Annotated in this window: 29 protein-coding genes; 20 read left to right on the top strand and 9 right to left on the bottom strand. The window is 64.0% G+C overall.

Going from position 1 to position 26162, the window contains the following annotated elements; all coding sequences use genetic code 11:
* The first annotated feature begins 3 nt into the window (after positions 1-3).
* The 4 genes from BKG76_RS23525 to BKG76_RS23510 all read left to right on the top strand — a co-directional run bounded on the left by BKG76_RS23525 (position 4) and on the right by BKG76_RS23510 (position 4269).
* A complete protein-coding gene (locus BKG76_RS23525) occupies positions 4-783 on the top strand; it encodes a DUF2182 domain-containing protein (RefSeq protein ID WP_083338215.1) in 780 nt (259 codons plus the stop codon).
* Between the two features lie 9 nt (positions 784-792).
* The gene (locus BKG76_RS23520) at positions 793-1614 is read left to right on the top strand and encodes an SDR family oxidoreductase (protein WP_070940162.1); all 822 of its coding nucleotides are present in this window, start codon (positions 793-795) and stop codon (positions 1612-1614) included.
* 106 nt (positions 1615-1720) lie between these two features.
* A complete protein-coding gene (locus tag BKG76_RS23515) occupies positions 1721-3247 on the top strand; it encodes a flavin-containing monooxygenase (RefSeq protein ID WP_070940161.1) in 1527 nt (508 codons plus the stop codon).
* Complete coding sequence (locus BKG76_RS23510) at positions 3244-4269, top strand: hypothetical protein (protein WP_070940160.1); 1026 nt, start codon at positions 3244-3246, stop codon at positions 4267-4269. Before BKG76_RS23515 ends, BKG76_RS23510 begins: the two co-directional genes overlap by 4 nt.
* Positions 4270-4347: 78 nt before the next feature.
* On the opposite strand, the gene ald is transcribed toward BKG76_RS23510, so the two are convergent.
* On the bottom strand, positions 4348-5463 hold the full coding sequence (ald, locus tag BKG76_RS23505) for an alanine dehydrogenase (protein WP_070940159.1): 1116 nt from the start codon (positions 5461-5463) through the stop codon (positions 4348-4350).
* Positions 5464-5564: 101 nt separating this feature from the next.
* On the opposite strand from ald, the gene BKG76_RS23500 reads away from it, so the two are divergent.
* The gene (locus BKG76_RS23500) at positions 5565-6080 is read left to right on the top strand and encodes an HTH-type transcriptional regulator AldR (protein WP_070940158.1); all 516 of its coding nucleotides are present in this window, start codon (positions 5565-5567) and stop codon (positions 6078-6080) included.
* 8 nt (positions 6081-6088) lie between these two features.
* Here the strand turns inward: BKG76_RS23500 and BKG76_RS23495 are convergent, their stop codons facing one another.
* Both BKG76_RS23495 and BKG76_RS25380 read right to left on the bottom strand, forming a co-directional pair.
* Positions 6089-8338: a SulP family inorganic anion transporter gene (locus tag BKG76_RS23495; protein WP_070940157.1), complete on the bottom strand. Its 2250-nt coding sequence runs from the start codon at positions 8336-8338 to the stop codon at positions 6089-6091.
* 121 nt (positions 8339-8459) lie between these two features.
* Positions 8460-8684, bottom strand: coding sequence for a hypothetical protein (locus tag BKG76_RS25380; RefSeq protein ID WP_070940263.1), 225 nt, complete (start codon positions 8682-8684; stop codon positions 8460-8462).
* 537 nt (positions 8685-9221) lie between these two features.
* Between BKG76_RS25380 and dapB the strand changes: the two genes are divergently transcribed.
* The 9 genes from dapB to BKG76_RS23445 all read left to right on the top strand — a co-directional run bounded on the left by dapB (position 9222) and on the right by BKG76_RS23445 (position 16167).
* Positions 9222-9950, top strand: coding sequence for a 4-hydroxy-tetrahydrodipicolinate reductase (gene dapB, locus BKG76_RS23485; protein ID WP_165611560.1), 729 nt, complete (start codon positions 9222-9224; stop codon positions 9948-9950).
* Positions 9951-10412, top strand: coding sequence for a tetratricopeptide repeat protein (locus BKG76_RS23480; RefSeq protein ID WP_070940156.1), 462 nt, complete (start codon positions 9951-9953; stop codon positions 10410-10412).
* Positions 10409-10861, top strand: a complete 453-nt coding sequence (locus BKG76_RS23475) for a flavodoxin family protein (protein ID WP_070940155.1) — start codon at positions 10409-10411, stop codon at positions 10859-10861. Before BKG76_RS23480 ends, BKG76_RS23475 begins: the two co-directional genes overlap by 4 nt.
* 122 nt (positions 10862-10983) lie before the next feature.
* Entirely contained in the window at positions 10984-11445 is a 462-nt protein-coding gene (locus BKG76_RS23470) for a hypothetical protein (RefSeq protein WP_070940154.1), read from the top strand.
* Positions 11446-11680: 235 nt separating this feature from the next.
* On the top strand, positions 11681-12913 hold the full coding sequence (locus BKG76_RS23465) for a phthiocerol/phthiodiolone dimycocerosyl transferase family protein (RefSeq protein WP_070940153.1): 1233 nt from the start codon (positions 11681-11683) through the stop codon (positions 12911-12913).
* Positions 12914-12987: 74 nt separating this feature from the next.
* Complete coding sequence (locus BKG76_RS23460) at positions 12988-13788, top strand: thymidylate synthase (RefSeq protein ID WP_070940152.1); 801 nt, start codon at positions 12988-12990, stop codon at positions 13786-13788.
* A complete protein-coding gene (locus BKG76_RS23455) occupies positions 13785-14276 on the top strand; it encodes a dihydrofolate reductase (RefSeq protein WP_070940151.1) in 492 nt (163 codons plus the stop codon). The genes BKG76_RS23460 and BKG76_RS23455 overlap by 4 nt, the downstream gene beginning before the upstream one ends.
* Positions 14273-14938: a DsbA family protein gene (locus tag BKG76_RS23450; RefSeq protein ID WP_070940150.1), complete on the top strand. Its 666-nt coding sequence runs from the start codon at positions 14273-14275 to the stop codon at positions 14936-14938. The genes BKG76_RS23455 and BKG76_RS23450 overlap by 4 nt, the downstream gene beginning before the upstream one ends.
* Positions 14939-14949: 11 nt before the next feature.
* Positions 14950-16167 (top strand): winged helix-turn-helix domain-containing protein, encoded by a 1218-nt coding sequence (locus BKG76_RS23445; RefSeq protein WP_070940261.1) that lies wholly within the window; start codon positions 14950-14952, stop codon positions 16165-16167.
* Here the strand turns inward: BKG76_RS23445 and BKG76_RS23440 are convergent.
* The gene (locus tag BKG76_RS23440; RefSeq protein ID WP_070940149.1) at positions 16130-16672 is read right to left on the bottom strand and encodes a YceI family protein; all 543 of its coding nucleotides are present in this window, start codon (positions 16670-16672) and stop codon (positions 16130-16132) included. The two genes, BKG76_RS23445 and BKG76_RS23440, sit on opposite strands and share 38 nt — an antisense overlap.
* Before the next feature lie 67 nt (positions 16673-16739).
* Here BKG76_RS23440 and thyX point away from each other — a divergent pair, with 67 nt between their 5' ends.
* The 3 genes from thyX (at position 16740) to BKG76_RS23425 (ending at position 20142) form a co-directional block, all read left to right on the top strand.
* Positions 16740-17492 carry an FAD-dependent thymidylate synthase gene (gene thyX, locus BKG76_RS23435; protein ID WP_070940260.1) on the top strand — a complete coding sequence of 251 codons (753 nt, stop codon included), beginning with the start codon at positions 16740-16742 and terminating at the stop codon, positions 17490-17492.
* A gap of 82 nt (positions 17493-17574) precedes the next feature.
* Complete coding sequence (gene dapA, locus BKG76_RS23430) at positions 17575-18450, top strand: 4-hydroxy-tetrahydrodipicolinate synthase (RefSeq protein ID WP_083338214.1); 876 nt, start codon at positions 17575-17577, stop codon at positions 18448-18450.
* The gene (locus BKG76_RS23425) at positions 18451-20142 is read left to right on the top strand and encodes a ribonuclease J (RefSeq protein WP_070940148.1); all 1692 of its coding nucleotides are present in this window, start codon (positions 18451-18453) and stop codon (positions 20140-20142) included. It abuts the gene before it with no gap.
* Here the strand turns inward: BKG76_RS23425 and BKG76_RS23420 are convergent.
* From BKG76_RS23420 to BKG76_RS23410, 3 genes are read right to left on the bottom strand one after another with little or no spacing between them, the layout of a single operon-like run.
* Positions 20139-21008, bottom strand: a complete 870-nt coding sequence (locus BKG76_RS23420; RefSeq protein WP_070940147.1) for an SAM-dependent methyltransferase — start codon at positions 21006-21008, stop codon at positions 20139-20141. The two genes, BKG76_RS23425 and BKG76_RS23420, sit on opposite strands and share 4 nt — an antisense overlap.
* A 2-nt stretch (positions 21009-21010) precedes the next feature.
* Positions 21011-21829, bottom strand: coding sequence for a mycofactocin-coupled SDR family oxidoreductase (locus BKG76_RS23415; RefSeq protein WP_070940146.1), 819 nt, complete (start codon positions 21827-21829; stop codon positions 21011-21013).
* Position 21830: 1 nt separating this feature from the next.
* Positions 21831-22142 (bottom strand): putative quinol monooxygenase, encoded by a 312-nt coding sequence (locus tag BKG76_RS23410; protein ID WP_070940145.1) that lies wholly within the window; start codon positions 22140-22142, stop codon positions 21831-21833.
* 91 nt (positions 22143-22233) lie between these two features.
* Here BKG76_RS23410 and BKG76_RS23405 point away from each other — a divergent pair, with 91 nt between their 5' ends.
* Positions 22234-22815 carry a hypothetical protein gene (locus tag BKG76_RS23405; RefSeq protein ID WP_070940144.1) on the top strand — a complete coding sequence of 194 codons (582 nt, stop codon included), beginning with the start codon at positions 22234-22236 and terminating at the stop codon, positions 22813-22815.
* Here BKG76_RS23405 and BKG76_RS23400 read toward each other — a convergent pair.
* Positions 22775-23341, bottom strand: a complete 567-nt coding sequence (locus tag BKG76_RS23400; RefSeq protein WP_070940143.1) for a TetR/AcrR family transcriptional regulator — start codon at positions 23339-23341, stop codon at positions 22775-22777. The two genes, BKG76_RS23405 and BKG76_RS23400, sit on opposite strands and share 41 nt — an antisense overlap.
* 168 nt (positions 23342-23509) lie before the next feature.
* Here BKG76_RS23400 and BKG76_RS23395 point away from each other — a divergent pair, with 168 nt between their 5' ends.
* Entirely contained in the window at positions 23510-24013 is a 504-nt protein-coding gene (locus BKG76_RS23395) for a hypothetical protein (protein ID WP_070940142.1), read from the top strand.
* Here BKG76_RS23395 and BKG76_RS23390 read toward each other — a convergent pair.
* Positions 24010-25374, bottom strand: a complete 1365-nt coding sequence (locus BKG76_RS23390) for an oxygenase MpaB family protein (protein WP_070940141.1) — start codon at positions 25372-25374, stop codon at positions 24010-24012. The two genes, BKG76_RS23395 and BKG76_RS23390, sit on opposite strands and share 4 nt — an antisense overlap.
* Before the next feature lie 147 nt (positions 25375-25521).
* On the opposite strand from BKG76_RS23390, the gene BKG76_RS23385 reads away from it, so the two are divergent.
* The gene (locus BKG76_RS23385; RefSeq protein WP_070940140.1) at positions 25522-26064 is read left to right on the top strand and encodes a hypothetical protein; all 543 of its coding nucleotides are present in this window, start codon (positions 25522-25524) and stop codon (positions 26062-26064) included.
* The last annotated feature ends 98 nt before the right edge of the window (positions 26065-26162 follow it).

Raw genomic sequence — 26162 nt, 5'->3', positions numbered from 1 at the left:
CTGATGGTCGCCAACGCGATCCAGCGCGTCAGGGAACTGACGGCTGGCACATACACCGGGATCGCGGCCGCGATAATTCTGTTGTCGTGGTTGGGTTTCGCGTTGCTTCCGCAACACTCTGGCGGCCACGGCCACGCACCGGCCGCCGAGCACATGCATGGCATGCATCACGCCGGCATGGCGCCGATGGCCGCGCCGGTGGTGCATCACCCCGTGCTGTGGATCGCGATCGCCTCCTGGGTTGTCATGACCATCGCGATGATGGGACCGGCCACCTTGCCCTCGATCCAGTACATCGAGCAGAACATGCCGCGGGGCCGCCGGGGAGGAGCTGTTGTCGGCTACGCCGCCGTCTGGCTCGCGGTATGGACCGTCATCGGCGTCGCCATCACCGTGGCGCAATCGGCGGTGGTAGGCCCCTCGCCCTGGTGGCTTTTCGCCGGAGCCCTTGTTATCGCCGCACTCTGGCAGTTGACCCCACTCAAGTGCCGGGCACTCGGTGACTGTCACAAGTCACGCCCGTTGCCGCCCACCGGTTGGCCCGCCGCCGACGGCGTCATGCGGTTTGGCGCGTTCGGCGGGTGGGCATGTGTCAGGTCGTGTTGGGCCGTGATGGTGGCGATGGCCCTTGCCCCGACAGCGCATATTTTGTGGATGGTGCCGTTGACGGCCGCGGTTACCTGGGAGCGCTACACCCAGAATCCCCGCCGGACGGCACGCATCCTTGCCGGTGTTTTCCTTGTCGCGGCCGCCGCCGTGGGGGTCTTCGCAGCCATCCCATAGGGTCCGGGTATGGATATCAACGGCAGCGTCGCCATCGTCACCGGAGCCGGTTCTGGAATCGGGCAGGCTCTCGCTTGGGGTCTTGCCGACGCGGGAGCTTCCGTGATTGCCGCCGACATCGATCAGGATGCGGCCACGCATACCGCCTCGGCCCGGGAAGGCCGCATCGTCGGGCAGCGTGCCGATGCCAGTTCGATCGCCGATATCGAGAATCTCATCGCCCTGGCGGAGAAGGAATTTGGGCCCGTCGATCTCTATGCGGCCAACGCCGGTATCGGGGGAGGCCTCGGGCTCGACATCGGCGAGGCCGCATGGGACCTCACCATTGATGTGAATCTGCGCGCGCACATCCGCGCGGCCACCCTGCTGACGCCCCAGTGGGTGGAACGGGGACGTGGTTATTTCCTGTCCGTCGCATCGGCGGCCGGGCTGCTCACTCAGATCGGTTCGCCTGCCTATTCGGTGACCAAGCACGCTGCGGTCGGCTTCGCCGAATGGCTTTCGATTACCTATGGCGACAAGGGGATCGGGGTGAGCTGCCTGTGCCCGATGGGGGTCAAGACAGCCCTGCTCGATGGCCTCACCGAATCCGACGACCCCGCCACCAGGGTGGCGGGCAGTTCCATCACCACCGCCGGTGAGGTGTTGCAGCCGGCCGCCGTCGCGGCGATCACGCTGGATGCGATCCGTGACGAGCGTTTCCTGGTCCTGCCGCACCCGCAGGTTCTGGACATGTATCGGCAGAAGGGTGCCGACTACGACCGCTGGATCCTCGGTATGCGCCGCTATCAAGGTGCCCTGGAAGAGTTGAGTAGAAGTAGTCATTTGTGATGTAAGTCACATATTCATACGGCTGTGACTAATGTTGGTCTTGTCGTATCACCGCCATGTCCTGCTAGCGTTGACGTAATAAGGCGTTTCGTCAATGTAGATGAGAGTGGTGGCCACGCAGATGGCAGTTGATGGTCCTGTTGACGTCGTAGTGGTGGGGGCGGGCACGGCCGGATTGGGTATGGCCGCCCGGTTGCGTCAGGCTCGCGTGCAGAGCCTGCTGGTTCTCGAGCAAGCCCACGAGATCGGCGGCTATTGGCGCGTCAGTGACTACGGCGCTTCCGCGTCCGATGAACTTGCGGTGCAACAGTCTTACTCGTTCTCCCCGAGTGCCTCGGCGTCTACGGTCTGGGCAACGCGTGATGGCGTGCGGCAGTATCACCGGGACTTGGTGGCCCGACACGACCTCGAACCGGCGCTGCGCTTGCGCCACCGCGTCACCGGTCTGACCTTCGACGCGGCCGGCGCCACCTGGCGGATCGCCGTAGCGGGGAAGAAATCCGTTGTCGCGCGGAAAGTGATCCTGGCCGTGGGTGCCGGAAAACTACCCATGCCACCGGAACTCGAGGGAATCGACCAGTTCGACGGGCCAGTGCTCAGCACCGCCGACTGGGACCCGAACTTCGACTTCTCCGGCCGCAATGTCGCGGTGATCGCGGCAGGTGCCACCACCGTGCATGTGGTCCCGGAACTGGTCAAGCGGGCTGCGCGGGTGCGCGTGTTTCAGCGCACGCCCGATTGGGTGCTGCCACGTTGGGGAGGGGAGTCTCCGAGCCTGGCCGGACGGCTGCTATCGCGTGCGTCGGGAACCCTCGCGGGACGGGCGGTGTCCGCTCGCTATCACGAGGTGCTGGCCCGAGGGCTGGTGCGCCAGGGGGTGGGTACGCGTTTGGTCGAGGCGGTGGCCGAGAATCACCTCAACCGCAATGTGAAAGACGGCTGGCTACGGCGAAACCTGTTACCTGCCTACCGCGCCGGCACCCGTCGCATTCTCTTCTCCGATGAGTTCTATCGCGCACTGCAACAAGACAACTGCAAGCTTGTGCCGTGGCCCGTCACAGGTGTGAGCGCGGTCGGAGTGCGATCGGCGGATGCCATGACGCACCGCGCCGACTGTTTGGTCTTTGCGCTGGACACTCCAGAGGTCATGCTGGAGCCGCCATTTCCGATTCACGGGCTTGGGGGTGCCACGCTCGACGAATTCTGGGGTACCGAACCGACCGCGTTCCACGGGGTCAACGTGCCGGGATTCCCCAACATGTTTCTGCTCAACGGGCCGGGTTCGGGCTCGCATGCTTTCGCGGGCCTATCGCACACCGAGGCCCAGATCGACTATGTGGTAGCGGCATTGGCGTTGGTTGATTCGCTGGCCTTCGTCTCCATCGAGGTGCGCCCTCAGGCCCTGAAGCGGGAGCTGGCGTGGTCCTCCGGGCGGCTCGACAAGAGCACCTGGCGTGACGGCGCCTTCCGCTGGTACCGCCAGCGTGAAACGGCGGCAAATGAGCTGTTCCCCGGTACCGCAACCGAATTCCGGCGGCGTCTGGGCGATGTCGAGATCGCCGACTACAAGATTCTCACCGAGCAGGAACTCGGCGCCATCACCAATTCAACGACGATAGGGGTAGCCCAATGACCGCGGTACTCGCCGATGACGTGACCAGAGAGAACACCAAGAACATCGAGAAGAACGACGCATTCTTCGAGAGTGTTCTCGGCAAGATCAAGGCCAGACAATGGACGCTTGCCGACTTTGACTGGGACAAGCCCGGCGCCGAGACCATCGACCCCGAACAGTTCGATGACCTCAAGCAGTTCATGTCGGATCTGGTGTGGATCGAGCACATCGGGGGCCGGATGATGGGCACGTTGGGTATCACCGCTCCCAACGACACCCTGCGCGAGATCTACAGCTACTTCCATGCCGAGGAACAGCGGCACGCCAACGCCGAGATCGCGCTGATGCGTCGATGGGGCATGTTGGATGCCGGGGAAATTCCGCCGCAGTCGGGAGATATCAAGGCCCTGCTGCAGGCGTTACGCGGATTCGACAACCTCGGTGACCGCCGGCTTCCATTCGTCTACATGGCCACCGTCATCCCCTTCTTCGAGGTGGGGCTCGATGGCGCAGTACTCAAGTTTCTTTCCGGTGAGGTTGAGGACCCCCTGTTTCACGAGGTGTTCGCCAAGATCAATTCCGACGAATCACGCCATCTGGCAGTCGGTTTCGCGGTTATGGACATGCTGGGTACTCGCACCTTCTCCCGGATGCTGGTGGAGGATGTGGCGCCGTTGCTCAAGCCGGTGACCATTGTTCGTGCCGTCGGGTTGGCGAATCCGCACGTCATCCGGTTCGCGGGCTTCCTGACGCGGGTGGGCGACGCGATGCGAAACATGGGCATCGACACGGTACTCATTCAGCGTGCGTTCGACCGTTATGCGGAATCTGGAGGTCGCAAGAGCAGTAATGCCCGACGGTTGCCCGTATTCAGGGCGTTGCGGTACCCCATTGTCAACAGCACCTACTTCACCGACTTCGATCATCCGTTGCACAAGGTGGGACGCATGGTGAACACGTTCAACGACAAGGTGCCGTACCGCAAGAAGATCAAGATGCCTACCTGGACCAACGACCTCACCGCCGAAACGGCGGTATAGGCAGCGCCCGCCTTCGAGCGACAACTCCCGGGCCGGCCGGATGTGTCGCTCAGAGGCGGGCGCCGCCCAGCGCCGTTCCTAGACCAGCAATCCCGCGGGATCGGTGAAGGGCAGCTCAAGGTCCTCGGCGACATGGGCGTTCAGCAGGGCGCCTTCATGTGTGGAGAGCCCCTTGGCCAGGGCGGCGTCGTCGCGGCAAGCTTGCCGCCAGCCCTTGTCCGCCAGTGCCAACACGTACGGCATGGTGGCGTTGGTCAAGGCGAAGGTGGATGTGCGCGGCACGGCGCCGGGCATATTGGCCACGCAGTAGAAGACGCTGTCGTGCACCGTGTAGGTCGGTTCGTCGTGGGTGGTGGGGCGTGAATCGGCAAAACAACCGCCCTGATCGATCGCGATGTCCACCAACACAGACCCCGGCTTCATCTGAGCCACAAGCGAATTCGAAATCAGCTTGGGTGCCTTGGCGCCCGGAATGAGAACCGCGCCGATCACCAGGTCAGCCCGTTTGACTGCTCCCTCCAAGTCCATGGTGGACGAGTACCGGGTCCGGATGGAACCGCCGAATTCGGCGTCCAACTCACGCAGCTTGTTCAGGTTGACGTCGAAAACCGTGACATGAGCACCCATTCCGGCAGCGATCCGTGCCGCGTTGTACCCGGCCACACCACCGCCGATGACGACCACGTCGGCCGGGCCGACGCCGGGAACACCGCCCATGACCAGGCCGCGGCCGCCCACCGGGGCCATCAGATGGTAGGCGCCGACCTGTGCGGAGAGTCGTCCGGCCACCTCGCTCATGGGGGCCAACAAGGGGAGCGCACCGTCGGCGGTCTGCACCGTCTCGTAGGCGATCGAGGTGGTTTCCGACGTCAGCAGCGCCTCCGTGCACGGCAGCGAGGCGGCCAAATGCAGGTAGGTGAACAGGGTCTGGCCGCGACGCATGAGGGCGTACTCCGGCTCGATCGGTTCCTTGACCTTGAGCAGCAGATCGGCCTCGGCCCAGACTTGCTCGGCGCCGTTGATGACCTGTGCGCCAGCAGCTTTGAAGTCCACATCGGATATCGAGGAGCCCTCGCCCGCGCCCGCCTGGATGATCACCTCATGACCGCGGCGGGTCAGCTCGGCCACACCCGCGGGGGTGGTCGCCACCCGGTACTCGTTGTTCTTGATCTCGGTAGGGATGCCTACGCGCATGATTTTCCTTCTCCTGTTTCACATCTAAGTCCCGTGTTCAAGTGTGAAGAAGCGTCGATAAACACGCAATATTTGTGTGGAAGATTCGATACATTGCAAATATGACCGCAAAATCACCGGAATCTCGGTTCGACATACCGCCAGCGCCGAATGATGTTCGGCGTGTGGATCTCGACGACGTTGACCGCCGCATCCTGATGGAACTGCACGACGACGCACGTATACCCAACAGTGCGCTGGCCGAGGCCGTGGGGATCGCGGCATCCACATGTCATGGACGGGTCCGGCGTCTCCAGGAAACCGGCGTGATCCGTGGATTCTTCACCGACGTAGACCCCGCCGCCATCGGCCGGCCGCTACAGGCGATGATCTCGGTCAGCCTGCAGGCCAACGCGCGCGGAAACATCCGCACATTCATCCGCGATATCCGTCAGCTGCCGCAGGTGATCGACGTGTATTTCTTAGCGGGCGCCGACGATTACATCCTGCACGTCGCGGCCCGCGACACCGAGGACCTGAGGTCCTTCGTCGTTGAGAAACTCAACGCGCAGCCCGATGTCGCGGGCACGCAGACGTCGTTGATCTTCGAGCATCTCCGTGGGGGAGCGCCGTTGTAGACCTGTGATCAGCTGACCGCGGGCGCGGGATTCTCCCGAACGCCGTCGGTGGTCCCGTCCTGTCCGACGATCCCGTTCTCGTCCACCTCGTACACATGTGCCTCGGCGATGTTGAAGAACGTGCCGACCACACGTACCCGCCCGGACACCACGGCCCCGGCCAGGATCGGGTGGTGAATCAGACGCTCGACCTGGATGGCAACGTTCACGACGCCGAGCTGGTCGACCTCGTTGAACCCGTGTGCTTCCGCGCTCGCCCGCGCGGGGTGGTGCTCCTGGAAGGCGATGAGGCTGTCGCGCGCATAGTCGAGCCAACGTCCCACCGGTGTGGTGGGGGTATCGGTCGATTCCGTCAGCAGCGCCTTCATGGCTCCGCATGACGAATGCCCGCACACCACAACCGAACTCACATTCAGCTGGTTGATGGCGAAGTCAAGCGAGGCATCGACAGAACCATCGGCGGGATCGGTGGGCACCACGTTGCCCACGTTGCGGATCGTGAACAGGTCGCCCGGACCACTCGCCGTGATGACATTCGGCAGGATGCGCGAATCGCCGCACGTGAGGAAGAGCGCATCGGGATCCTGGTAGTCAGCCAGTTCGGTGACATGGGGTCGCAATGCGCCCGAGCCGCGGCTGTTGTACTCGTTGATGCCGTCGATGATCGACGCGCCCGCTTCGCCGTTCTGATCCCGACGCCACGACCGCCACGGCACCAAACCGACAGCGCGCGATACGAAATGGCGCTTCGGCCGGGTGGTGTGGGCGTGGTGCATCTTGGCATGCGAGGACTCGACGATCATCACGGTGCCGCCGGCCGCTTCATGGGCGCGCTTCCAGTCCGAGATGGCCTCGGAGATGGCGTGATCGACATAGTCGGCGTTCACGGCCAGCGTGACATGCGCACCCGGCGGGACAGTGCTGAGTGTCTTAGTGAGTCGGGGGAGCGACAGGAAGCTCAGCGTGCCGTCGAGCTCGACATGCCACTGACGCGATCCCTCGGTGCCGAACGGCCTGGCATCCATATGCGCCCGCATGACGCGGCCAACCAGAATGCCGATGGCGACCAACAGGCCGATACCCACACCCTCGAGCAGATTGAGGAACACAACACACACCATGGTGATGGCGTAGACCGCCAGATCGCCTGTGCGCCAAGCGAGTCGCATATGAGCCAACTTGACTAGCTGGATGCCGATGACGATCAACAGCCCGGCCAGCGCGGCTTTGGGGATGAGCTGCACCAGGCTGCTGAACAGCGAGGCGAACAACAGGACCCAGAAGCCGTGCAGGATGGCCGAAGCGCGAGTCTTGGCGCCCGCCGCGACGTTGGTCGAGCTACGGACGATCACGCCGGTGATGGGCAGACCGCCGAGGAAGCCGGACACCATGTTGGCGCTGCCCTGACCGATCATCTCGCGGTCGAAGTTGGTCCGGGGACCGGTGTGCAGCTTGTCGACGGCGACAGCGGACAGCAGCGATTCGACGCTCGCGATGAGGGCGATGGTCACCACACCCAGGAGCACAGATCCCCATTCGCCGTTCGCCGGTCCGATAAGCGTCGGGAAGGTGATGGCATCGAAGAAGTCGCCCGACAACGTGATTCGCTCGGCAGGCGAGTTGGTGAAATAGGCCAGTGCCGTGGCGGCGACGATCGCCACCAGGGCGCCGGGGACCATGCGGATCTTGGGCGGAAGCTTGGGCCACAGCAGCAGAATCACGATCACCATCAGGCCGATGATGACGTCGGGTAGATGGTGGTTCATCACGCCCTGGGGCAGTGCCTTGAGGTTCTGCCAGGCCGAACTCTGCGATGAACCACCCATCAGCACATGGATCTGCTGCAGGGCGATGGTCACGCCGATGCCGGCCAGCATGGCGTGCACCACAACCGGCGCGATGGCAAGGGCGGCGCGGGCCATCCTGCTCAACCCGAACAGGATCTGCAGCAGCCCCGCGCCGATGGTGATCAGGCAGGTCATCTGCCAGCCGAATTCGTTGATGAGCTCGGCGACCACCACGGTAAGACCGGCGGCCGGACCGCTGACCTGGAGAGGTGATCCGCCGATGGCGCCGGCGACGATGCCACCGACCACGGCCGCGATGAGACCCGCCATCAGCGGGGCTCCGGAGGCGATCGCGATACCCAGAGAAAGTGGCAACGCGACGAGGAATACGACGAGGGAGGCCGGGAGGTCGTGCCGCAGATTCTGCAGTAACGACGGCTTGGCGGCCTGCTCGGTGACAGGAGTCGTCATGGAAGTAAGCCCTATCGGGATGAAGAGTCGCTGCAACTGCGGCTAAATGCGCAGGCGCGACTTATGGATAGATGAGTGGATGAGGCGCGTATGACGGCGTCGTTGCCGTCACGGCGACGACTCAGCGTCGATCTATCCCGATGGTGATAAGGCGTTGTCGTCCCGGATTGTCGGGTGCTCGTGAGAACACGAAGCCCCGCGCGGCCAGGAGCGCCAACAGATTGGCGCCCAAGAGCGTGGTCAGCACGAGCGCGACCGGAACCGGTATCGAAGTGGGTTGCTGCCGGACCCTGGTGACCGCCGCGTTCACCGAGCTTTTGACGTGCTCGTGAATTTCTTCGGGCAGAAGGCTCGTTGCTGGCGAAGTTCCGACGACCGCCGCTCGCCATCCGAATACCTGCCCGTGGGCGGCCGGTCCGAGGAAGCACACGGCCGCGAGAAGGGCGATCAAGAAGCCCCCCACGCGCGCGTATCGCTTGCGGCCCGACATGCGCACCAGAGTACCAGTGACTGCTGAAAATTGGCCGTACCGCAGCTAGAGATATGTTTCTGAGAGGAACCTGAGAGCTCTGTATGACGTCGGCAAATGGTTGCCAGAACCGTGACTGCGGTCACAGTCGGTTGCTCGCATCGGGGCAATCACACGCGTCTGTGCTGTCAAAAACAGGCTCAACCAGGAGTTGACATCACTTTCTGGCAAATTGAGTGACCGACAGGAATCGGGTAGCTCGTAGTGATTCCGGGTTGCGCTCTGGTGAACTTGCGTCAACGGGCAACGACGCGCTCGGGCCGTCCGCCCGTCGTGTCGCGCATAGTCGGGCATTGGGCGGACGTCCTCTCCGCGATCTCGGTGAGGAGGATTAGGGTGACCGGCGTGACTAACATCGCGACTGGAGTGCTGGGAGCACGGGGCAAGGTCGGTCAGGCCATGCGTGAGGCAGTCGACGGCGCGGCCGATCTGGACCTGGTGGCCGCCGTTGACAAGGACGACTCGTTGGACGCGCTCACCGCCGCCAGTGTTGTCATCGACTTCACCCACCCCGACGTTGTCATGGACAACCTCAAGTTCTTGATCGGCAACGGTATTCATGCCGTTGTCGGCACCACCGGCTTTACCGACGAGCGGTTGGATCAGGTGCGGTCCTGGCTGGCGGAAAGCCCCGGGACAGGCGTGCTGATCGCGCCCAACTTCGCGATCGGCGCCGTGTTGTCGATGAAATTCGCTCAGCAGGCTGCCCGATTCTTCGAATCGGTGGAGGTCATCGAGCTGCATCACCCCAATAAGGCCGACGCCCCCTCCGGCACGGCGACCCGAACGGCACGTCTGATCGCCGAGGCGCGTAAGGGGTTGCCGCCGAGCCCCGATGCCACCAGCACAGGGATCGAAGGCGCGCGTGGGGCCGATGTGGACGGGGTGCGGGTGCATGCGGTGCGTGTCGCCGGCCTTGTCGCCCACCAGGAAGTGCTGTTCGGGACGGCGGGCGAGACCTTGACCATCCGGCATGACAGCATCGACCGGACCTCTTTTGTTCCGGGCGTGCTGCTGGCCGTGCGCAATATCGCGAAGCGGCCCGGCCTCACGATCGGTATCGAGCCCCTGCTGGAGCTGTAGGTGTCCGCCGCGGCCAGGGTCAAGATCCTCATCGCGTTCATGTGCGTCGCGATGGTGGTGTACTTCCTGATCCTGGGGAGGATGGGTATCGCCCTCGTCCAGTCCGGCAAGCCCGCGGCGATCGGCATGGGAATCGGTGTGCTGATCCTTCCGTTCATCGGCCTGTGGGCCATGATCGCCACTCTGCGTGCGGGTTTCGCGCATCAGCGGCTTGCCGCGCTGGCCACCGAACAGGGCCGCGACTTGGATGTAAGTGCGCTGCGCACCACACCGTCGGGACGCGTCAACCGCGAGGACGCCGATGCGCTCTTCGCTACCGTGAAGGCCGAGGTCGAGTCCGATCCCGACGATTGGGTGGGGTGGTATCGGCTGGCTCGCGCGTATGACTATGCGGGAGACCGCGGCCGCGCCCGCGAGACGATGCGTACCGCGGTGCAGATGCAGCAGGACGCCGCACAATGAGCCGCCTGTTGGTGGTGCATCACACCCCGTCTCCCTACATGCAGGAGATGTTCGAAGCGGTTGTGGCGGGTGCGACCGATCCGCAGATCGAGGGCGTGGAGGTAGTGCGTCGTGCCGCGCTGACGGTGTCGCCCGCCGAGATGCTGGAGGCCGACGGCTACCTGCTGGGCACGCCGGCCAATCTCGGCTACATCTCCGGCGCGCTCAAGCATGCGTTCGACTGCTCGTACTACCCGCTGCTCGATAGCAGCCGTGGCAGACCGTTTGGTGTGTGGATGCACGGCAATGAGGGCACGGAGGGCGCTGAACGCGGCCTCGCGGCGATCACTACGGGGCTGGGCTGGGTACAGGGCGCTGAAGCGGTGATCGTTTCCGGTAAGCCGGACAAGGGCGATATCGAGGCGTGCTGGAATCTTGGCGCTACCGTCGCGGCCACGCTGATGGGCTAGCGACGATTGCTGCCGGGTGTGGGTTGATTATGCAGTCCGGCCGATCAACGCATCCCGGTGCGAGTGGGCCGATAACCTTGGCGGCAGACTCGCCGCGATCTTGATGCAATGAGGAGGCAGGCATGCCCGGACTTGCCGAACTTGCCCTGGGCGCAGCGCCCATCGCCGGCGGCGCGCTGCTGGGGGCGGTGGCGGGCAACCTCAAGCCGCCGGACATCCGTGGGTTGATCACCAAAGACTTCGATCTGCTTGATCGCATCCCCGCGGAGCAGACCGAACGCCGGGCGGCATTCCAGCGCATGATTGATCTGCGGATCGACGATCTGATCGCCAGTAACGACCGTGGCCGCTCGCTGCGCGATGCCGCCCTCTCCTATGGCGGTGGCTGGCGGGACATTCTGGTGTTCGTCGGGGCCGTTCTGTTCACCGTGATCTGGTGGAACATCGAGCACACCCGGAGCAACTGGCTGGTCATGTTTCTGGTGATGTTGGCCTTGACGCTGGTGGCCGGGTTCTATGCCGCGCGCACGGTAGTGCGTGGTGTGCAGGGCCTGGGCGGAAGATGGCGGCATCGATCCCCGTGATCGTTGTAGCCGCGCTGCCCGGAAATTCCATGACGAATTCGAATCTGTCATATTCCGCATAGTCTGTTAAATCAAATTCTGGAAATTACGTGATGTTAATTCAATGGAGCCTCTGGCTACGTAAATTATCTACATAATGGACAGTAGGATATCTTCTGCCTATTCAGTTCACGCGAAATCGGAATTTGCCTTGAACGTCAGACTACAAACGGCCGAAGCCGCCGGTATTCGGCGGATGCTCTCGGTAGCAGAGTCGGAATTGAACCACCTGCGCAAGTACACGACCATTTGGTATGTCGCATGGCTGCGGGGCGGCCTGGACCTCGCGGCATTGGGCGCAGCGGGGACAGTCATGCAGCGCAAGCATCCGTACCTCGCCGCCCGGGTCGATCCCGTCGGCCGCCGTTTTCAGATCACCACCGAGCCCGTGCGCCACACCGTCGTGTCCGTACGCATGGAGCCGCTCGAAGACGTCGCCGCACTACCAGTGCTTGCACTCGACGACGGCACATTCGCGATTCTGGTTTATCCGGGGGACCGCGGCAGCGCCGTCGCCGTGGGAGTGGATCACTCGATCGCCGACGCACGCCTGAGTTATGCGTACTTCCACGAATTGTGGGAGTTGTACACCGGGATCGTGATGACGGGCGTGGTCTCTGAGCCACAGCGCCAACCGGCGCCAGTGGCGCCGGAGACCGCGATGGCGAGTCGAGGGGTACGTCCTACCGCGCTCCCGGAGAAACCCCGGTTCGGCCCCACCTCCTGGGGCGGTCGGCAGCGAGCAGACCCCACCTCGCCCCGAACCGTCTTGGGTTGGAAACAGCGCTTCGATCCGGAGGTGTCGACCCTGCTGCGCTCGGCGGCCCGGCGACGTCACACCACCGTGAACACCCTCGTCACCGGAGTGATCGCACTTGCCGAACGTGCCTTGATACGGGTCGACGACGACCAGCCGGTGAACCTGGGCTTCGAATCGCTGGTGGACTATCGCAAGCACCTAACACCTCCCGCCGAACTCGGCGAGATCGCCAACGGAATCATGATCGCCCGAAGTCAGGTAATGGTCCGCGTGAACGACGATGCGGTGCGAATTGGCGCCGACGTGGCGGGTCAGATCAACGAAGACATCACCAGCGGATTTCTTGTGCAAAGCGTGTATCACCTCGGGGGCGCAGTGCTGTCCGGCGGTTTCGGGCCGTTCATCCGGATCACCAACCCCGGAATTCTTCCCGTCCCGCCCCTGCCGACGGGCCTGACTCTGGAAGATTTCGACGTCCAGCTGGCCACACCGCGAACCACTGCCGTCGGCGGCCCGTATATGCCGCGGGCGTCCCGCTACGAGGTCTATTCCATTGGCGAGGAGTTCACCATCGTCTGCAAATTCCCCGCGGGGTCACTCACCGGGGAGCAGGCGGCCACGCTGCGCGCAGACATCGTGGCCAGGGTGGAAGCTCTCGCAAAAACCTAGAACGCGGGCCGGGTGGGGCACGCTGGGTGCGTCGGGGACCCGGGATCGTCGCGCCCCCGACGTAAGCTAGCTGCGTGCCTGTGTCCACTCCTTACGAGGATCTCTTACGTCTCGTGCTCGACCAGGGCACACCGAAGTCGGATCGCACCGGCACCGGTACTCGCAGCATCTTCGGTCATCAGCTGCGTTACCGACTGGAGGATGGCTTCCCATTGATCACCACCAAGAAGGTCCACCTGAAGTCGGTGATCTACGAGCTGCTGTGGTTCCTGCGCGGTGAATCCAACGTCGGCTGGCTACAGGAACACGGGGTCACCATCTGGGACGAGTGGGCTTCGGAGACCGGGGAACTGGGGCCGGTGTACGGGGTGCAGTGGCGCTCATGGCCCACGCCGTCGGGGGAGCACATCGACCAGATCAGTGCCGCGCTGGAAATGCTGCGCACCAACCCCGATTCGCGGCGCAACATCGTCTCGGCGTGGAACGTCGGCGAGATCCCGCAGATGGCGCTGCCACCCTGTCACGCCTTCTTCCAGTTCTACGTTGCCGACGGCAAGCTGAGCTGCCAGCTGTATCAACGCAGCGCCGACCTGTTTCTCGGGGTCCCGTTCAACATCGCCAGCTACGCGCTGCTTACCCACATGATGGCGGCGCAGGCCGGACTCGGGGTCGGGGACTTCGTCTGGACCGGTGGCGACTGTCATATCTACGACAATCATGTCGAGCAGGTCACCGAGCAGCTCAGCCGCGATCCCTATCCTTACCCCAGGCTGGTTCTGGCGCAGCGTGATTCGATATTCGACTACGAATACGAGGACATCACGGTCGAGAACTATCAGCACCACCCTGCCATCAAGGCGCCTGTCGCGGTATGACGGGAACCATCGGGCTGATTTGGGCACAGTCACGCGCCGGCATCATCGGGGCGGACGGTGCCATACCCTGGCGGCTACCCGAAGATCAGGCACGTTTCAAGCGAATCACCATGGGCCACACGGTGATCATGGGTCGCAAGACCTGGGAGTCGCTGCCTGCCAGTGTTCGCCCGTTGCCGGGCCGGCCCAATATCGTGCTGACACGCGATGCACTGTTCGAGCCTGACGGCGCGTTGGCCGTTGGCTGCACGGACGCGGCCCTGGCGGCTTCCGACGAGGCGCCCTGGGTCATCGGGGGCGGGGAGATCTATCGGCTGTTCCTTCCGTTGGCGCAGCGATGCGAGGTGACGGTGGTGGAGGCTGACGTGCCGGGTGACGCCCTCGCTCCGGAGCTCGATGAGAGCTGGGTCGTCGAGGAAAATGATTGGCAGACAAGTGAATCCGGTCTGAGATATCAGTTCCTGAGTTACCGGAAGGTCGACGGGTGAGGCGTGCGCTGCTTCTGGTGGCCGTCCTGGTGCTGGTACTGACAGGTTGTACCCGCACCGTGGATGGAACCGCATCGGCACCTGCCGGCGCCGCCGGCTGGGGGAGTGGCCAGGGTGCCGGGGTGACGGTGGGCGCCGCCGGCGACGTCGCCGCGGGGATCACCATCTTCCTGGATTTCCAATGTCCGTTCTGTCAGCGGTTCGAGGCCCAGTATGGCGACGACATCACCAAATACGTCACTGCGGGCAGGCTGCAGGTGACCTATCGGCCGGTGAGTTTTCTGGACCGGATCTCGGCCAGCGGCGACTACTCGTCACGGGCCGCGGCCTCGCTATTCCTGATCGCCAAGTCGGGTGCCAAGGACGCGGTAATCCTGGGCTTCATCGGCGAGATGTTCCGGAGGCAGCCCGTCGAAGGCGTCGGAAATCTCACGAACCTGCAGATCAGCGAGATCGCTGCCGGGGCCGGGGTAACAGGTGAGGTACTGCGCGAGATTTCGTCTCTGCAGGTCAGCGATGCCGATCGTGAGCGCACCGCGGGCAATGAGCAGCAGCTGACCGGTCACGGTCTGGGTGGCGTTCCCGGTGTCATTGACAGTTCGGGGGAGATGGTCGACCCGTCCGATTCCGATTGGTTGGCCCGTCTCGTGGGAGCACGGTGAGCCGATCGGCCATGAGCGTCGCGCAGGCGCGCCGCATCGCGATCACAGCGCAGGGCTTCACGGACGCAATCGCGGCGCCCGCCACCCCGATAACCCGCGCACATCTGCGCAAGCTCATCTCCAGAATTCAGGTGCTGCAACTCGACTCGGTATCGGTGGCGGTGCGTGCACACTATGCGCCGGTGTTCAGCAGGCTCGGACCCTACGACCGCGCCCTTCTCGACGACGCCGCCTGGAGCCATAGCGCACGGACGCCGCGACTACTCATCGAGTACTGGGCGCACGAAGCAGCTTTGATGTCCATTCAGGATTGGCCGCTGATGCGCTGGCGTATGCGCGAGTACCGGCACGGCCGGTGGGCGCGCAAGTTTGTCGAGGAGAATCCGCGGCTCGTCGACGAGGTCCTCGCCGCCGTCGCCGAACTCGGTCCGTGTACGGCCGGGCAGATCGAGGCATATCTCGAGCGGGAGGCACCGGGCGGCAAGGGCCCCTGGTGGGACCGTAGCGAAACCAAGTGGATTGCCGAAGCCCTGTTTTCCTCGGGAGAACTGACCACCGACAAACGTGTCGGTTTCTCACGGCATTACCAGCTGGCGCACAAGGTCATTCCCGCCGATATATACCAACGCGAAGTCTCCGACGAGGAGGCGGTGCTGGAACTCGCCCGCCGCGCGGTGCGTGCGCTGGGGATCGGAACCGAGGCCGATATCCGCGACTACTTCCGTCTCTCGGCCGGGCAGATCAAACCGGCACTGGCCGCGCTCGCCGACGCGGGGGAGATCGAAAAGGTGGCCGTCGACGGATGGAGCGCTCCGGCGTATCTGGCTGCTGGACAGACGATTCCGCGTGTGGATCGGGGTACGGCGCTGCTCTGTCCCTTTGATCCGCTGATCTTTTTTCGCCCAAGGGTGGAGCGGCTCTTCGATTTTCACTACCGCATCGAGATCTACACGCCGGCGCCCAAACGGCGGTACGGCTACTACGTCTGGCCGTTCCTGCTGGACGGACATCTGGTCGGCAGGGTTGACCTCAAGGCCGATCGCGCGGCCGGCACGCTCAATGTCGTCGGCGCCTTCGCCGAAGAAGGGCGAGATCCCGCGCACATAGCGGGCCCGTTGGCCGGGCAGCTGACCAGCATGGCGTCCTGGCTGGGACTGGAGCGTGTGGCGGTAGGAAAGCGCGGCGACCTCGTCAGACCGCTGGGCGGTGCCCTTCGAACGACACGGTGACCAGGTCTGCGACCTTCAGCGATCCCATCGCCATCGAGAACGGTTTGATGTGGTGTGCCCGCTGCGAGACTTCCGTGCGCAGGCTGAGTCGCTGATCATCGCCGTCCGCGGTGACGGTCAGGTCGATATCGACGGCGTGGGTCACTCCGTGCACCGTCAGCGGACCGTGCATGAGATATCCGGTGGCGTTCCGGGTGACCTTCTCGGCATGGAACTCAATGGCAGGAAACCGCTTGGCGTTCAGTGTCTTCAGCGCGTTCGAGCGCACCATGGATTTCTCGGGCGGGGTCAGCGGCGTCAGGCCGCCCTCCCCGCTGTCTACCCGCAATGAATTGACGTCCACGACGAGGCTTGCCGATGACGGCCGATCATCGGGCCCGTCGACGGAGATGGTCCAGGCGTCCATGACGATCGTCAGCCGGTGTCCCATGCGCGCCGCCGGCCCGGTGACACCGGTGTGCAGGGTCAGGGTGCCGTTTTCGGGTACAAGCGTCCAGGAACTCACGGGGCCGATGGTAGGCGGCGCTTATGGCGTTTCGGTGCGCGAGCCCGGCATCGATAGGGTGTTGCGCGTGGCTGAGATCGTGCCGCTGCGCGTGCAGCTGATAGCGAAGACCGACTTCATCGCACCTCCGGACATCGACTGGAGCACCGATGCGGACGGCGGACCGGCGCTCGTCGAATTCGCCGGCCGGGCCTGTTACCAAAGCTGGTCCAAGCCGAACCCGCGTACCGCCACCAACGAGAGCTACCTGCGTCACGTCATCGAGGTGGGGCACCTGTCGGTGCTCGAACACGCCTCGGCGACGTTCTACATCACGGGCATCTCACGTTCCTGCACCCACGAACTGATCCGTCACCGTCACTTCTCGTACTCACAGCTCTCGCAGCGGTTTGTCCCCGAGGACGATTCAAATGTGGTGCTGCCGCCCGCGGTCGAGGATGATCCGGAGCTGGTCGCGCTGCTGCGCAAGGCCACCGATGCCAGCCGCGCGGCATACGTCGAGCTGCTGGAGAAACTGGAATCCACGCTGGCCGACGTGCCGAACGCCGTACTGCGGCGCAAGCAGGCGCGCCAGGCCGCCCGATCGGTGCTGCCGAATGCCACCGAGACCAGGATCGTCGTCACCGGGAACTATCGGGCCTGGCGCCACTTCATCGCGATGCGCGCCAGCGAACACGCAGACGTGGAGATTCGGCGCCTGGCCATCGCTTGCCTGCGCCAGCTCAACGACCTGGCCCCATCGATCTTCGGCGACTTCGACATCGCGACCCTGGCCGACGGCACGGAGGTCGCGATCTCCCCGCTGGTCTACGAGGGATAGAACTGAGGGATCGAACACAGCCGCCGGGGATTAACCGCTTGGTTGCGGCGGGTATTCTCGTGCCGTGACAGCAGGTGAAACAGTGGCGCGGCTCGGCAGCGTGCTCACCGCGATGGTGACTCCTTTCGATGCCGATGGCGCCCTTGACGTCGATACCGCGGTGCGGCTGGCCGCGCACTTGGTCGACTCCGGATGCGATGGCCTCGTGCTCTCTGGCACCACCGGAGAGTCTCCCGTTACTTCCGACGCCGAGAAGCTCACCTTGCTGCGTGAGGTAGTAGCGGCCGTCGGAGACCGCGCACGCGTCATCGCCGGGTCCGGCACGTACGACACCGCCCACAGCATCAAGCTCTCGCGTGAGTGCGAGGCCGCCGGAGCCCACGGACTGCTGGTCGTCACCCCCTACTACTCGCGGCCCTCACAGGCAGGGCTGCTGGCGCATTTCACCGCCGTCGCGGACGCGGTGAACGTGCCCGTCATCCTGTACGACATTCCGCCGCGCTCGGTCATCCCGATCGACTTCCATATCATTCGTGAGCTGGCCGCGCACCCGAACATCATCGCGGTCAAGGATGCCAAGGGCGATCTGCACGGTGGCGCCCAGGTCATCGCCGGTACCGACCTTGCCTACTACTCGGGCGATGACCCGCTGAACCTGCCATGGCTTTCGGTGGGTGCGGTCGGATTCATCAGCGTCATATCGCATTTCGTCGCCGGGCCGCTGCGTGAGTTGCTGGCGGCATACAACGCCGGTGACGTCGAGACCGCGCGCAAGCTCAACGCGCAGATTGCGCCGGTGACGGAGGCGTGCCGCCGGCTGGGAGCCGTGGGTGCCATCAAGGCCGGGCTGCGGTTGCAGGGCATCGAGGTTGGCGATCCACGCCTGCCCAACGTTCCGCCGAGCGCGGAGCAGATCGAGGGATTGGCCGCCGATATGCGCGCCGCCGGGGTGCTGTAGGTGGCTCTCACCCCACCCGAGAACCTGCGTGCGCCCGGACCGCTCGCCGACGGCGCGCTGCGTGTCACGGCACTGGGCGGGATCAGCGAAATCGGCCGCAACATGACGGTTTTCGAGCTACGCGGCCGTCTGCTGATCATCGACTGCGGAGTGCTCTTCCCGGGCCATGAAGAGCCGGGCGTGGACCTGATCCTGCCGGACATACGGCATATCGAAGATCGCCTTGACGATGTCGAGGCGCTGGTCCTCACACACGCCCACGAGGATCACATCGGGGCTATCCCGTTCCTGCTCAAGATGCGCCCCGACATCCCCGTCGTCGGTTCGGCGTTCACGCTGGCGCTGGTGGAGGCCAAGTGCCGGGAGCACCGCATCACCCCGCGATTCGTGAAGGTCGCCGAGGGGCAGCGGTCCACCCACGGTGGCTTCGAATGCGAGTACTTCGCGGTCAACCACTCCATTCCCGATGCCCTGGCCATTGCCGTACACACCGAGGCCGGGACCGTCCTGCACACCGGCGATATCAAGCTCGATCCGCTGCCCCCGGACCGTCGCCCGACCGACTTGCCGGGGCTATCCGGCCTGGGCGACCGGGGCGTCGACTTGTTCCTCGTCGACTCGACCAACTCCGAGATTCCGGGTGTGGGTCCGTCAGAGAGCGAGATCGCCCCGACACTCAACCGGCTTATCGAGACCGCCCGCGGCCGAGTGATCATCGCGTGTTTTGCCAGCAACGTGGCCCGGGTGCAACAGATCATCGACACCTCGGTGGCGCACGGTCGCCGCGTCGCACTCGTGGGCCGGTCGATGGTGCGCAACATGGGTATCGCGCGTGATCTCGGTTTCCTCGATGTCGATGATCGTGACCTGATCAACATCGAGACCGCGAACGAGCTTGCGCCGCAACGGGTTGTGCTGATCACCACCGGTACCCAGGGCGAGCCGATGGCCGCGTTGTCCCGGATGGCCCGCGGTGACCATCGCCAGATCACCTTGACTACCGACGATTTGGTCATCCTGTCGTCATCATTGGTGCCCGGTAATGAAGAGGCCGTCTACGGCATCATCGATTCCCTCGCCAAGGTGGGCACTCGCGTAGTGACCAACACCCATGCCCGGGTCCATGTTTCGGGACACGCCTACGCCGGAGAGCTGCTGTATCTCTACAACGCGGTGCGGCCGCGCAATGTCATGCCGGTGCACGGCACCTGGCGGCACCTGCGTGCCAACGCGGGGCTCGCGGTCAAGACCGGTGTGGATGAAGACCGGATCGTATTGGCAGAGAACGGTGTCAGCGTCGACCTACACAACGAGCGAGTGCGCATCTCGGGACGTGTTCCGGTGGGCAAGATGTTCGTCCACGGCTTGGTCGATGGCGACGTCTCCGATGCCACGGTCGGGGAGCGGCTGGTCCTGAGCAACGGCGGATTCGTGGCGGTCACCATTGTGGTGCGCAGCAACGGGCGTCTGGTGGGCAGGCCCGAGTTATTCTCGCGTGGTTTCTCCGATGATGCCAAGGCGCTGGACCCGGTGACCGAGATGGTGATTGCGGAGTTGAATTCGCTTGCCGAACAGTCGGTCACCGATACCGGCCGCATTGCGCAGGCCGTGCGCCGGGTGGTGGGCAAATGGGTCGGCGAGACGTATCGACGTCAGCCGATGATCGTGCCGACTGTGCTCACCGTCGACTAGGTTTTTTCGGCGAGTACGGTCCGTTCCAGCTCAGTGGTCGAGAGTCTGCGCCCGGCGGGCGTCAGATAGCGCTCCTGGAACTCGGGACCGCTCACATCTTCCAGCACCCGCCAGCCGTATTCGGCGAGCAGCGGTGCCACCCCGCTCGGTGTCAGCCCGAACATCCACACCTGGCTGCGTACCCGAAACCGCTTGTACAGTATGGAATTTCCGTAGAGATTGCTGCCGTCGATGAAGTCGCGCTGCACGTAGGTAAAGGCCAGGCGGCTTCCGGGGGCGGCCGTGCACAGGTATGCGAGGGTGGCGCGCACCGCTGTCTCCGGAATGTATTGCGTGACACCCTCCCAGATGAAGAACGTGCGGTGTGAGGAGTCGTGCCCCGCGTGTTGTAGCGCTTCGGCGAGGTCGTCACGCTGAAAGTCCACCGGGACAAGACGGACCGACGCGGGCACGGCACCGAGCGCCCTCGTGATTGCCTGCTGTTTGAGGGCGACATTGACGACCTGATCGACCTCGAACACCGGCGTCCGGGAGGTCCGGGACAATCGGCATCCCCTGGTGTCCAGGCCGGCGCCCAGGTCGACGACGGCATCGACTGTCGCGGCGGCGAGTTGATCATCGATATACCGCTTGCGGCAGACAAAGATCGACCAGGCGCCCTGGCCGCTGTGTTCGCCGAGCCTGATCAACCAGTGCCGTAGGGGTGTCCATGCGGTGACACGGACCAGCCATCGCAGGCCTTTGGGCAGGATCCGCGCCGCCAGGTCGTCGTCGACGATCCGTGATCCGGGTGGTTCATGCTGTTCGATCGCGGCGATGGCCATGGGACCAAAGGCGGTCTGGGCAGCAGGATTGGACGTGGGCATGGCTATCGCCGGTTGGTGAATCCGGCGTCGACGGGAAGCGCGACGCCGGTGACATACCGTGCGTCCTCGGAGACCAGCCAGGCCACGGCGTTGGCCATGTCCTCGGGCTCCATCAAAGTCACGGGCAAGGCATTTCCTGTGTCGGACATGCCATCCGGCCCTCCTTCGGCGAACAGCTTCTCCGTGACCGGATTGATCAGCATCGGCGTAGCTACACCCGACGGGTGGATGGTGTTGACCCGAATATTGTGTGGCGCAAGCATATTGGCGTAGCTGCGCATCAGGCCTACCAGTCCGTGCTTGGCCGCGGTGTAGGCGAGCCCTCCCGGGTTGTCCATGACCATGCCCGTCAGCCCTGCCACCGAGCTGGTGAGCACGATGGAACCGCCGGCTCCGCGATCCACCATGGATGGCCGCGCCACCTCGATAGTGTGATACACCCCGGTCAAGTTGACATCGAGCACATCTCGCCAGCCGTCCTGACCGCATTCGGGAGTGAGGGTGGCTATTCCGGCGTTCGCGACCACGATGTCGACGGGCCCGAGGGCCTCGACTCCGGCATCGAACGCCGCCTGCAACGCGTCACGGTCCCGGACGTCGGTTTCGTGTGCCGAGATGGCACGCCCTAACGCGTCGACCTCTTTGACCGTGAGATTCAGATCCTCGGTATTGGCCATCGGGTACTCCACCGACGGGATCTGCGCACAGATGTCGACAGCGATGATGCTGGCTCCCTCGGAGGCCAGTTTGATCGCATGGGCGCGGCCCTGACCACGCGCGGCGCCGGTGATGAAGGCGACCTTGCCGTCCAGCTTTCCCATCTCAGTGCACCAAGTCGCCCTTGGACGGATCGCCTGCCGGGATTGGTTCAGCGACAACAATTTCCGGCGGCTGGCTCAGCAGCGGGCCCACCTTGCCGAACATGGCGGTGACGGCGGGTGCCTTGGCGTGCTCGGCGAGTGCCTCGCCGCTGGCCCAGGACTCCACGAAGACGAATCGATCCTGTGCCTCGTGCAGGCTGTAGAGGCTGCAGCCGGGCTCGTCGTGAACCTGGGGGATCGTTTCCAGGAGCGCTGCACGGACCTCGTCACGCTTGTCGGGCTGGGGATACAGGAACGCGACCACAGTGGGCATGGAACACCTCTCGTCGTTGGGAGTGGATCGATTTCCACCGTACCGAAACGGAGCCGCGTCGATAGGCTGTGCGGGACATCAAGGGAGGGACATGATCGATCAGGGGCTGACCGGTGGATTGCCGATCCGGACGGAGGTTGTTCTTACCGAGGACGTCCGCGCAAAACTGACCAAGGGTGCGCTCCGGACGGTCGCGCGGTCACGAGGTGTCTGGATTCTGCTGGCCCTGGCGGTCTTGTACGTGGCGTTCTTCTTCGTGTTCGTCGCGGTTCCCGCGGGGGTTGTCATCCTGGTTGTCGTCGTAGCCGCGGCGGCCCTGGTCGCGTCGAGAATTCGCTCCCGCATGCGTCTTTCCATGCGGGCGATACCAGCCGGGACGGTGCAGCGCGCCGAGTTCGGGGCGTCGGACTTCACCTTGTGGACATTGCGTCCGACGACGAATGCCCTACTCGGGCAATCTTTTCTGACAACACGGCTGATGATCCTGCGCGACTATGCCGAGATCAAGAACGTGGTGGTGAACGACAATGCCGTGGGAATCTTGTTCGCGGCGCGGCCTGGGACGCGTGAGGCGTTTTCGCGCCAGCTCGTTCCCGATCAGGCCCTGGCATTGATGTCGCGGTACACCAAGGTCAGCGGGAAGTGGTCACCTCCGACCGGACCGCCGAGTTGATCCAGACGGAGTACTCGTCGAGCGCTGCGTTGAGCCGTTTGTGGTCCACGCGGGTGCCGATCTGCTGGGCACCGACCAGGATGCTGAAACCGATGCCTGCCAGAGTGTCGGCCCGGGCCGAGTCGAACCCGGCGTCGATGTAGTGCTTCGTCAGGTGCTTCTGCCGCACCTGGTCGACACGGTGTTGCGCTGCGGCGACGTAACGGTCGGCCGCAGCCCAGGCGCGGATCGCCTTCTCTACGTCGTGATTAGCTTCGCGCGCAGCCTGTTCCAGCGCCGCGAGCCGCTCCTGCGGGTCTGCCACCGCGTCGACGCGCTGGCGTTGCGCGGTGGTCACATCGTTCTCCCAATAGTCGATGACGGCCTTGTAGAACTGGGCTCCGCTGCCGAAATGGTGATAGAGCGAGCCGGTTGTCACGCCGATCCGACGGCAGACGGCCGTCGTGGTCAGCGCGGACTTGCCGCCGACAGCCAGTAGCTCGAAGGCGGCAGTGAAGAAATCATCGCGGGAGACCTTCTCGGTCATGACATCACCATAGAGTAACCTACGGAGTCATGGACCGGAATTCCTAAAAGATAGCTGTGGGCCCCTGCGGAGAGGCTGCGGCGAACCAATGTGTGTATTATTTTCGAGGTAAGACCGTGTATGACGGACGTCATGCGACGTCATTGGGAAACTGGGGAGAGGCAAGTCATGTCGCGTAAATTGTTTGCGATGTTTGGTGCGGTGGCCGGTTTGGCGATGTCGGTGGGGGTGGCTTTGCCCGCTGCGGCAGACACGCCGAAGAATCCGTACCCGGACACCAGCAAATATGCCAAGCTCGACTTCGAGGGGTTCCGCATCGCCGACAAGCCTGGTCTGTGGTTTTCCACTCCATTCGGGCTGGACTGTGGGATCTGGGAGGACAGCAGCTTCGGGTGTACCGGTGTCATTCCGGGCGCTCCCGGCGGTACCAACCAGATCGGCTGGTTCAGGGGAGATTCGGCGGCGCACTTCGACAACACCGCGCAGCCGCGGTTCTCGTCGGGGCAGGCACAACGCGTGCTGCCGGCCAACAACTACATCGAACTCGGCAGCACCCGTTGCGCCACGACACCGGACAACAACGTGTACTGCACTGGTGGCGGCAACTACGCGAGCTACTCGAACCAGTTCATGGTGTCGTCCGGTAAGACCTGGCTGGGAGCTCAGAACTAGGCACTGACACGCGGGGCGTGCGGCACCGGGCATCCCGCTGGTGTCGCCGCCGTCGCGTCGTGGTGGGTGTATGACGTGTCGCGCATCCCGCCCAGCTTGGCCAGCGCCTGGTTGATCACCGTCGCCGACCACCACAACAGCTCGCCATTGCGTTGTTGCGCCCGGCGCTGCGCGCCCGGCAGCTTGTCGGTAAGCCGGCGCAGCTGAACGTTGGCGTGCACGGCCATTCCGGTGAGCGCCGTCCACGGCTGCAGCCGGGCGTCACGCAGGGGAGTGGCGCGCACGAGCGCCCGCACCAGGTCTTCGCCGCCGTAGTACGCGGCGACGCCGAGCACCGGGGTGAAAATCGCGCGCCCAAGTAAACCGGCAAAACCCTTGTCCACGAAGCCGAATGCCGCGCCCATCATGACATCGGTCCATTCCGAAGGGCCGCCGGCGTAGGCGACCATATAGTCCATCGTCTCCATGCCCTCGGACACCGATTTCGGTATGAGCTCTTCAGCCACGCCGAAGACGTATGCGATGTACGCCCAATACATCACGGCTGCTTGGAGATCCGCGTCGGTGCGGGTACGCCCGTGCTGGTGATCGATCAGCGGTGGAATGAGCCCGAAGGTCATCGCGGCGCCCATCATCATCGAATTGGAGATCGGGTTCCCGTGGTGGGCGAATTGTTCGTCGCCCCAGGACCGTCGAAGTCCGGCGCGTACTTGCGCATGCATCAGACGAACCCGGACAGTGTCCTTGAACGGCTGTGAGAAACGTTCCAGGGCACCGCGATAGGTCATCTTCCGGAACCACGCGGTGGTTTCCAGATTGCGGCGCAGTGTGTCGTTGACGAATCTTCCTGTCGCGCCGGTGGCGTAGGCAACCTCGTCGCCCACGAAGGTGCCGAAGGTGTCTCCGAAGCCCATGCCGAACTTGGCGGCCAATGAGGAGTTGTTCCACAGTTGGCGCCCGCGCTCCCAGAGTTCGGGGTCGTACCAGCCGGGCGGGTTGTCGAGCTGCTCGAACAATGCGACAAATTCCGCAGGCGGGTTCTCGATTGATTCGATGCCATGGTCGAGGGCCTCGTTGAGCATCGCGCGGCCCTGACGGGCGGGCATCGTGCGGATGCGGTCCACGACAGCGTCCATCAGCTCATCGCCCTGCCACAGATGATCGGCAAGCAGCCGGGTGCGCGGCGTCTCCCGGGGGATCTCGTGGAAGTCCATCCACGGCTGCAGGATGTCTCGGCGGGATTGAGTCCACATCGCATCGAATCGCAACCGGGGCGGTGCGGGGCGTAGATCCATGCCCGCTCGCCAGTAGTAGTCGTTGGGATGCGTGCGGACAGTCGATAGGGCGCCATTGCCACTCATGGGGCAAGGCTAGCGAGCGTCTAGGCATGTTGGCAACAGTCATTGTCAAGTGTCTGGCTGATTTTCCCGCGCGGAGGCCACGGCGCCAATAGAATCGGCCTCGCTATTTTGCTGACTCGGTAACCACGAATATCGGGAGGGGTTTGAATGCGGCTGCTGACTCGGTGGGCGGGCATCATCGCGCTGACGCTGGGACTTACCGCGGGATCGCTGGCATCCGCGCTGGCGGACCCGGATATCTCGGGGGACCCCAACCCTTATCCGGACGTCAACAACACCACCAAGTTCAGGCAGGCCGACTTCGAGCAGTTCCTGCGTGATGACACCGACGGCGCCTGGTTCTCGACGCCGCGCGGGTTGACCTGTGCGATCTGGATCGACGGGAGTTTCGGCTGCAACGGTTCGTTCCCTGGCGCGCCGGCGGGCACCAATCAGGTGGCGTGGTTTCCGGGGGATTGGCGCGCGCATTTCGACGCGACCGGCGAGCGGCTGTTTACTCCCGCGACACGTCCGCCGGTGCTCACGCCCGGTAACTACTTCAACTACCGCGCCGTCAAATGTGCTGTCACCAAGGACGAGGGTGTGTACTGCTTCCGCGGTCATTCGGCCAGCAGTTTCAATGGCGACCAGTTCTATATCGCGGCGAATCAGTCCTGGCTGGGCGAGACCAAGCCGCGCCCGGAGCGCTAGCCGCGATTCTCAGGTCACGAGACTGTCTCGGAGCGGCCTCGCGTAGGTGACAAAACATTTGCTTACTAGCGGTTTTGTCGGTGTTGCAGATGGTGCAG

Origin of the sequence: Mycobacteroides franklinii (assembly GCF_001853795.1) — a bacterium.
GTDB lineage: Bacteria > Actinomycetota > Actinomycetes > Mycobacteriales > Mycobacteriaceae > Mycobacterium > Mycobacterium franklinii.
Note: the sequence above shows the minus strand (reverse complement) of the source record. Positions and strands in the feature narration are given on the sequence as shown.

Excerpts from the sequence above, each read along its gene's own strand:
- BKG76_RS23525 (WP_083338215.1), top strand. The coding sequence starts at position 4 with ATGGTCGCCAACGCGATCCAGCGCGTCAGGGAACTGACGGCTGGCACA.
- BKG76_RS23520 (WP_070940162.1), top strand. The coding sequence starts at position 793 with ATGGATATCAACGGCAGCGTCGCCATCGTCACCGGAGCCGGTTCTGGA.
- BKG76_RS23510 (WP_070940160.1), top strand. The coding sequence starts at position 3,244 with ATGACCGCGGTACTCGCCGATGACGTGACCAGAGAGAACACCAAGAAC.
- ald (WP_070940159.1), bottom strand. The coding sequence starts at position 5,463 with ATGCGCGTAGGCATCCCTACCGAGATCAAGAACAACGAGTACCGGGTG.
- BKG76_RS23500 (WP_070940158.1), top strand. The coding sequence starts at position 5,565 with ATGACCGCAAAATCACCGGAATCTCGGTTCGACATACCGCCAGCGCCG.
- BKG76_RS23495 (WP_070940157.1), bottom strand. The coding sequence starts at position 8,338 with ATGACGACTCCTGTCACCGAGCAGGCCGCCAAGCCGTCGTTACTGCAG.
- BKG76_RS23475 (WP_070940155.1), top strand. The coding sequence starts at position 10,409 with ATGAGCCGCCTGTTGGTGGTGCATCACACCCCGTCTCCCTACATGCAG.
- BKG76_RS23470 (WP_070940154.1), top strand. The coding sequence starts at position 10,984 with ATGCCCGGACTTGCCGAACTTGCCCTGGGCGCAGCGCCCATCGCCGGC.
- BKG76_RS23465 (WP_070940153.1), top strand. The coding sequence starts at position 11,681 with ATGCTCTCGGTAGCAGAGTCGGAATTGAACCACCTGCGCAAGTACACG.
- BKG76_RS23455 (WP_070940151.1), top strand. The coding sequence starts at position 13,785 with ATGACGGGAACCATCGGGCTGATTTGGGCACAGTCACGCGCCGGCATC.
- BKG76_RS23445 (WP_070940261.1), top strand. The coding sequence starts at position 14,950 with ATGAGCGTCGCGCAGGCGCGCCGCATCGCGATCACAGCGCAGGGCTTC.
- BKG76_RS23420 (WP_070940147.1), bottom strand. The coding sequence starts at position 21,008 with ATGCCCACGTCCAATCCTGCTGCCCAGACCGCCTTTGGTCCCATGGCC.
- BKG76_RS23415 (WP_070940146.1), bottom strand. The coding sequence starts at position 21,829 with ATGGGAAAGCTGGACGGCAAGGTCGCCTTCATCACCGGCGCCGCGCGT.
- BKG76_RS23410 (WP_070940145.1), bottom strand. The coding sequence starts at position 22,142 with ATGCCCACTGTGGTCGCGTTCCTGTATCCCCAGCCCGACAAGCGTGAC.
- BKG76_RS23405 (WP_070940144.1), top strand. The coding sequence starts at position 22,234 with ATGATCGATCAGGGGCTGACCGGTGGATTGCCGATCCGGACGGAGGTT.
- BKG76_RS23400 (WP_070940143.1), bottom strand. The coding sequence starts at position 23,341 with ATGACCGAGAAGGTCTCCCGCGATGATTTCTTCACTGCCGCCTTCGAG.
- BKG76_RS23395 (WP_070940142.1), top strand. The coding sequence starts at position 23,510 with ATGTCGCGTAAATTGTTTGCGATGTTTGGTGCGGTGGCCGGTTTGGCG.
- BKG76_RS23390 (WP_070940141.1), bottom strand. The coding sequence starts at position 25,374 with ATGAGTGGCAATGGCGCCCTATCGACTGTCCGCACGCATCCCAACGAC.
- BKG76_RS23385 (WP_070940140.1), top strand. The coding sequence starts at position 25,522 with ATGCGGCTGCTGACTCGGTGGGCGGGCATCATCGCGCTGACGCTGGGA.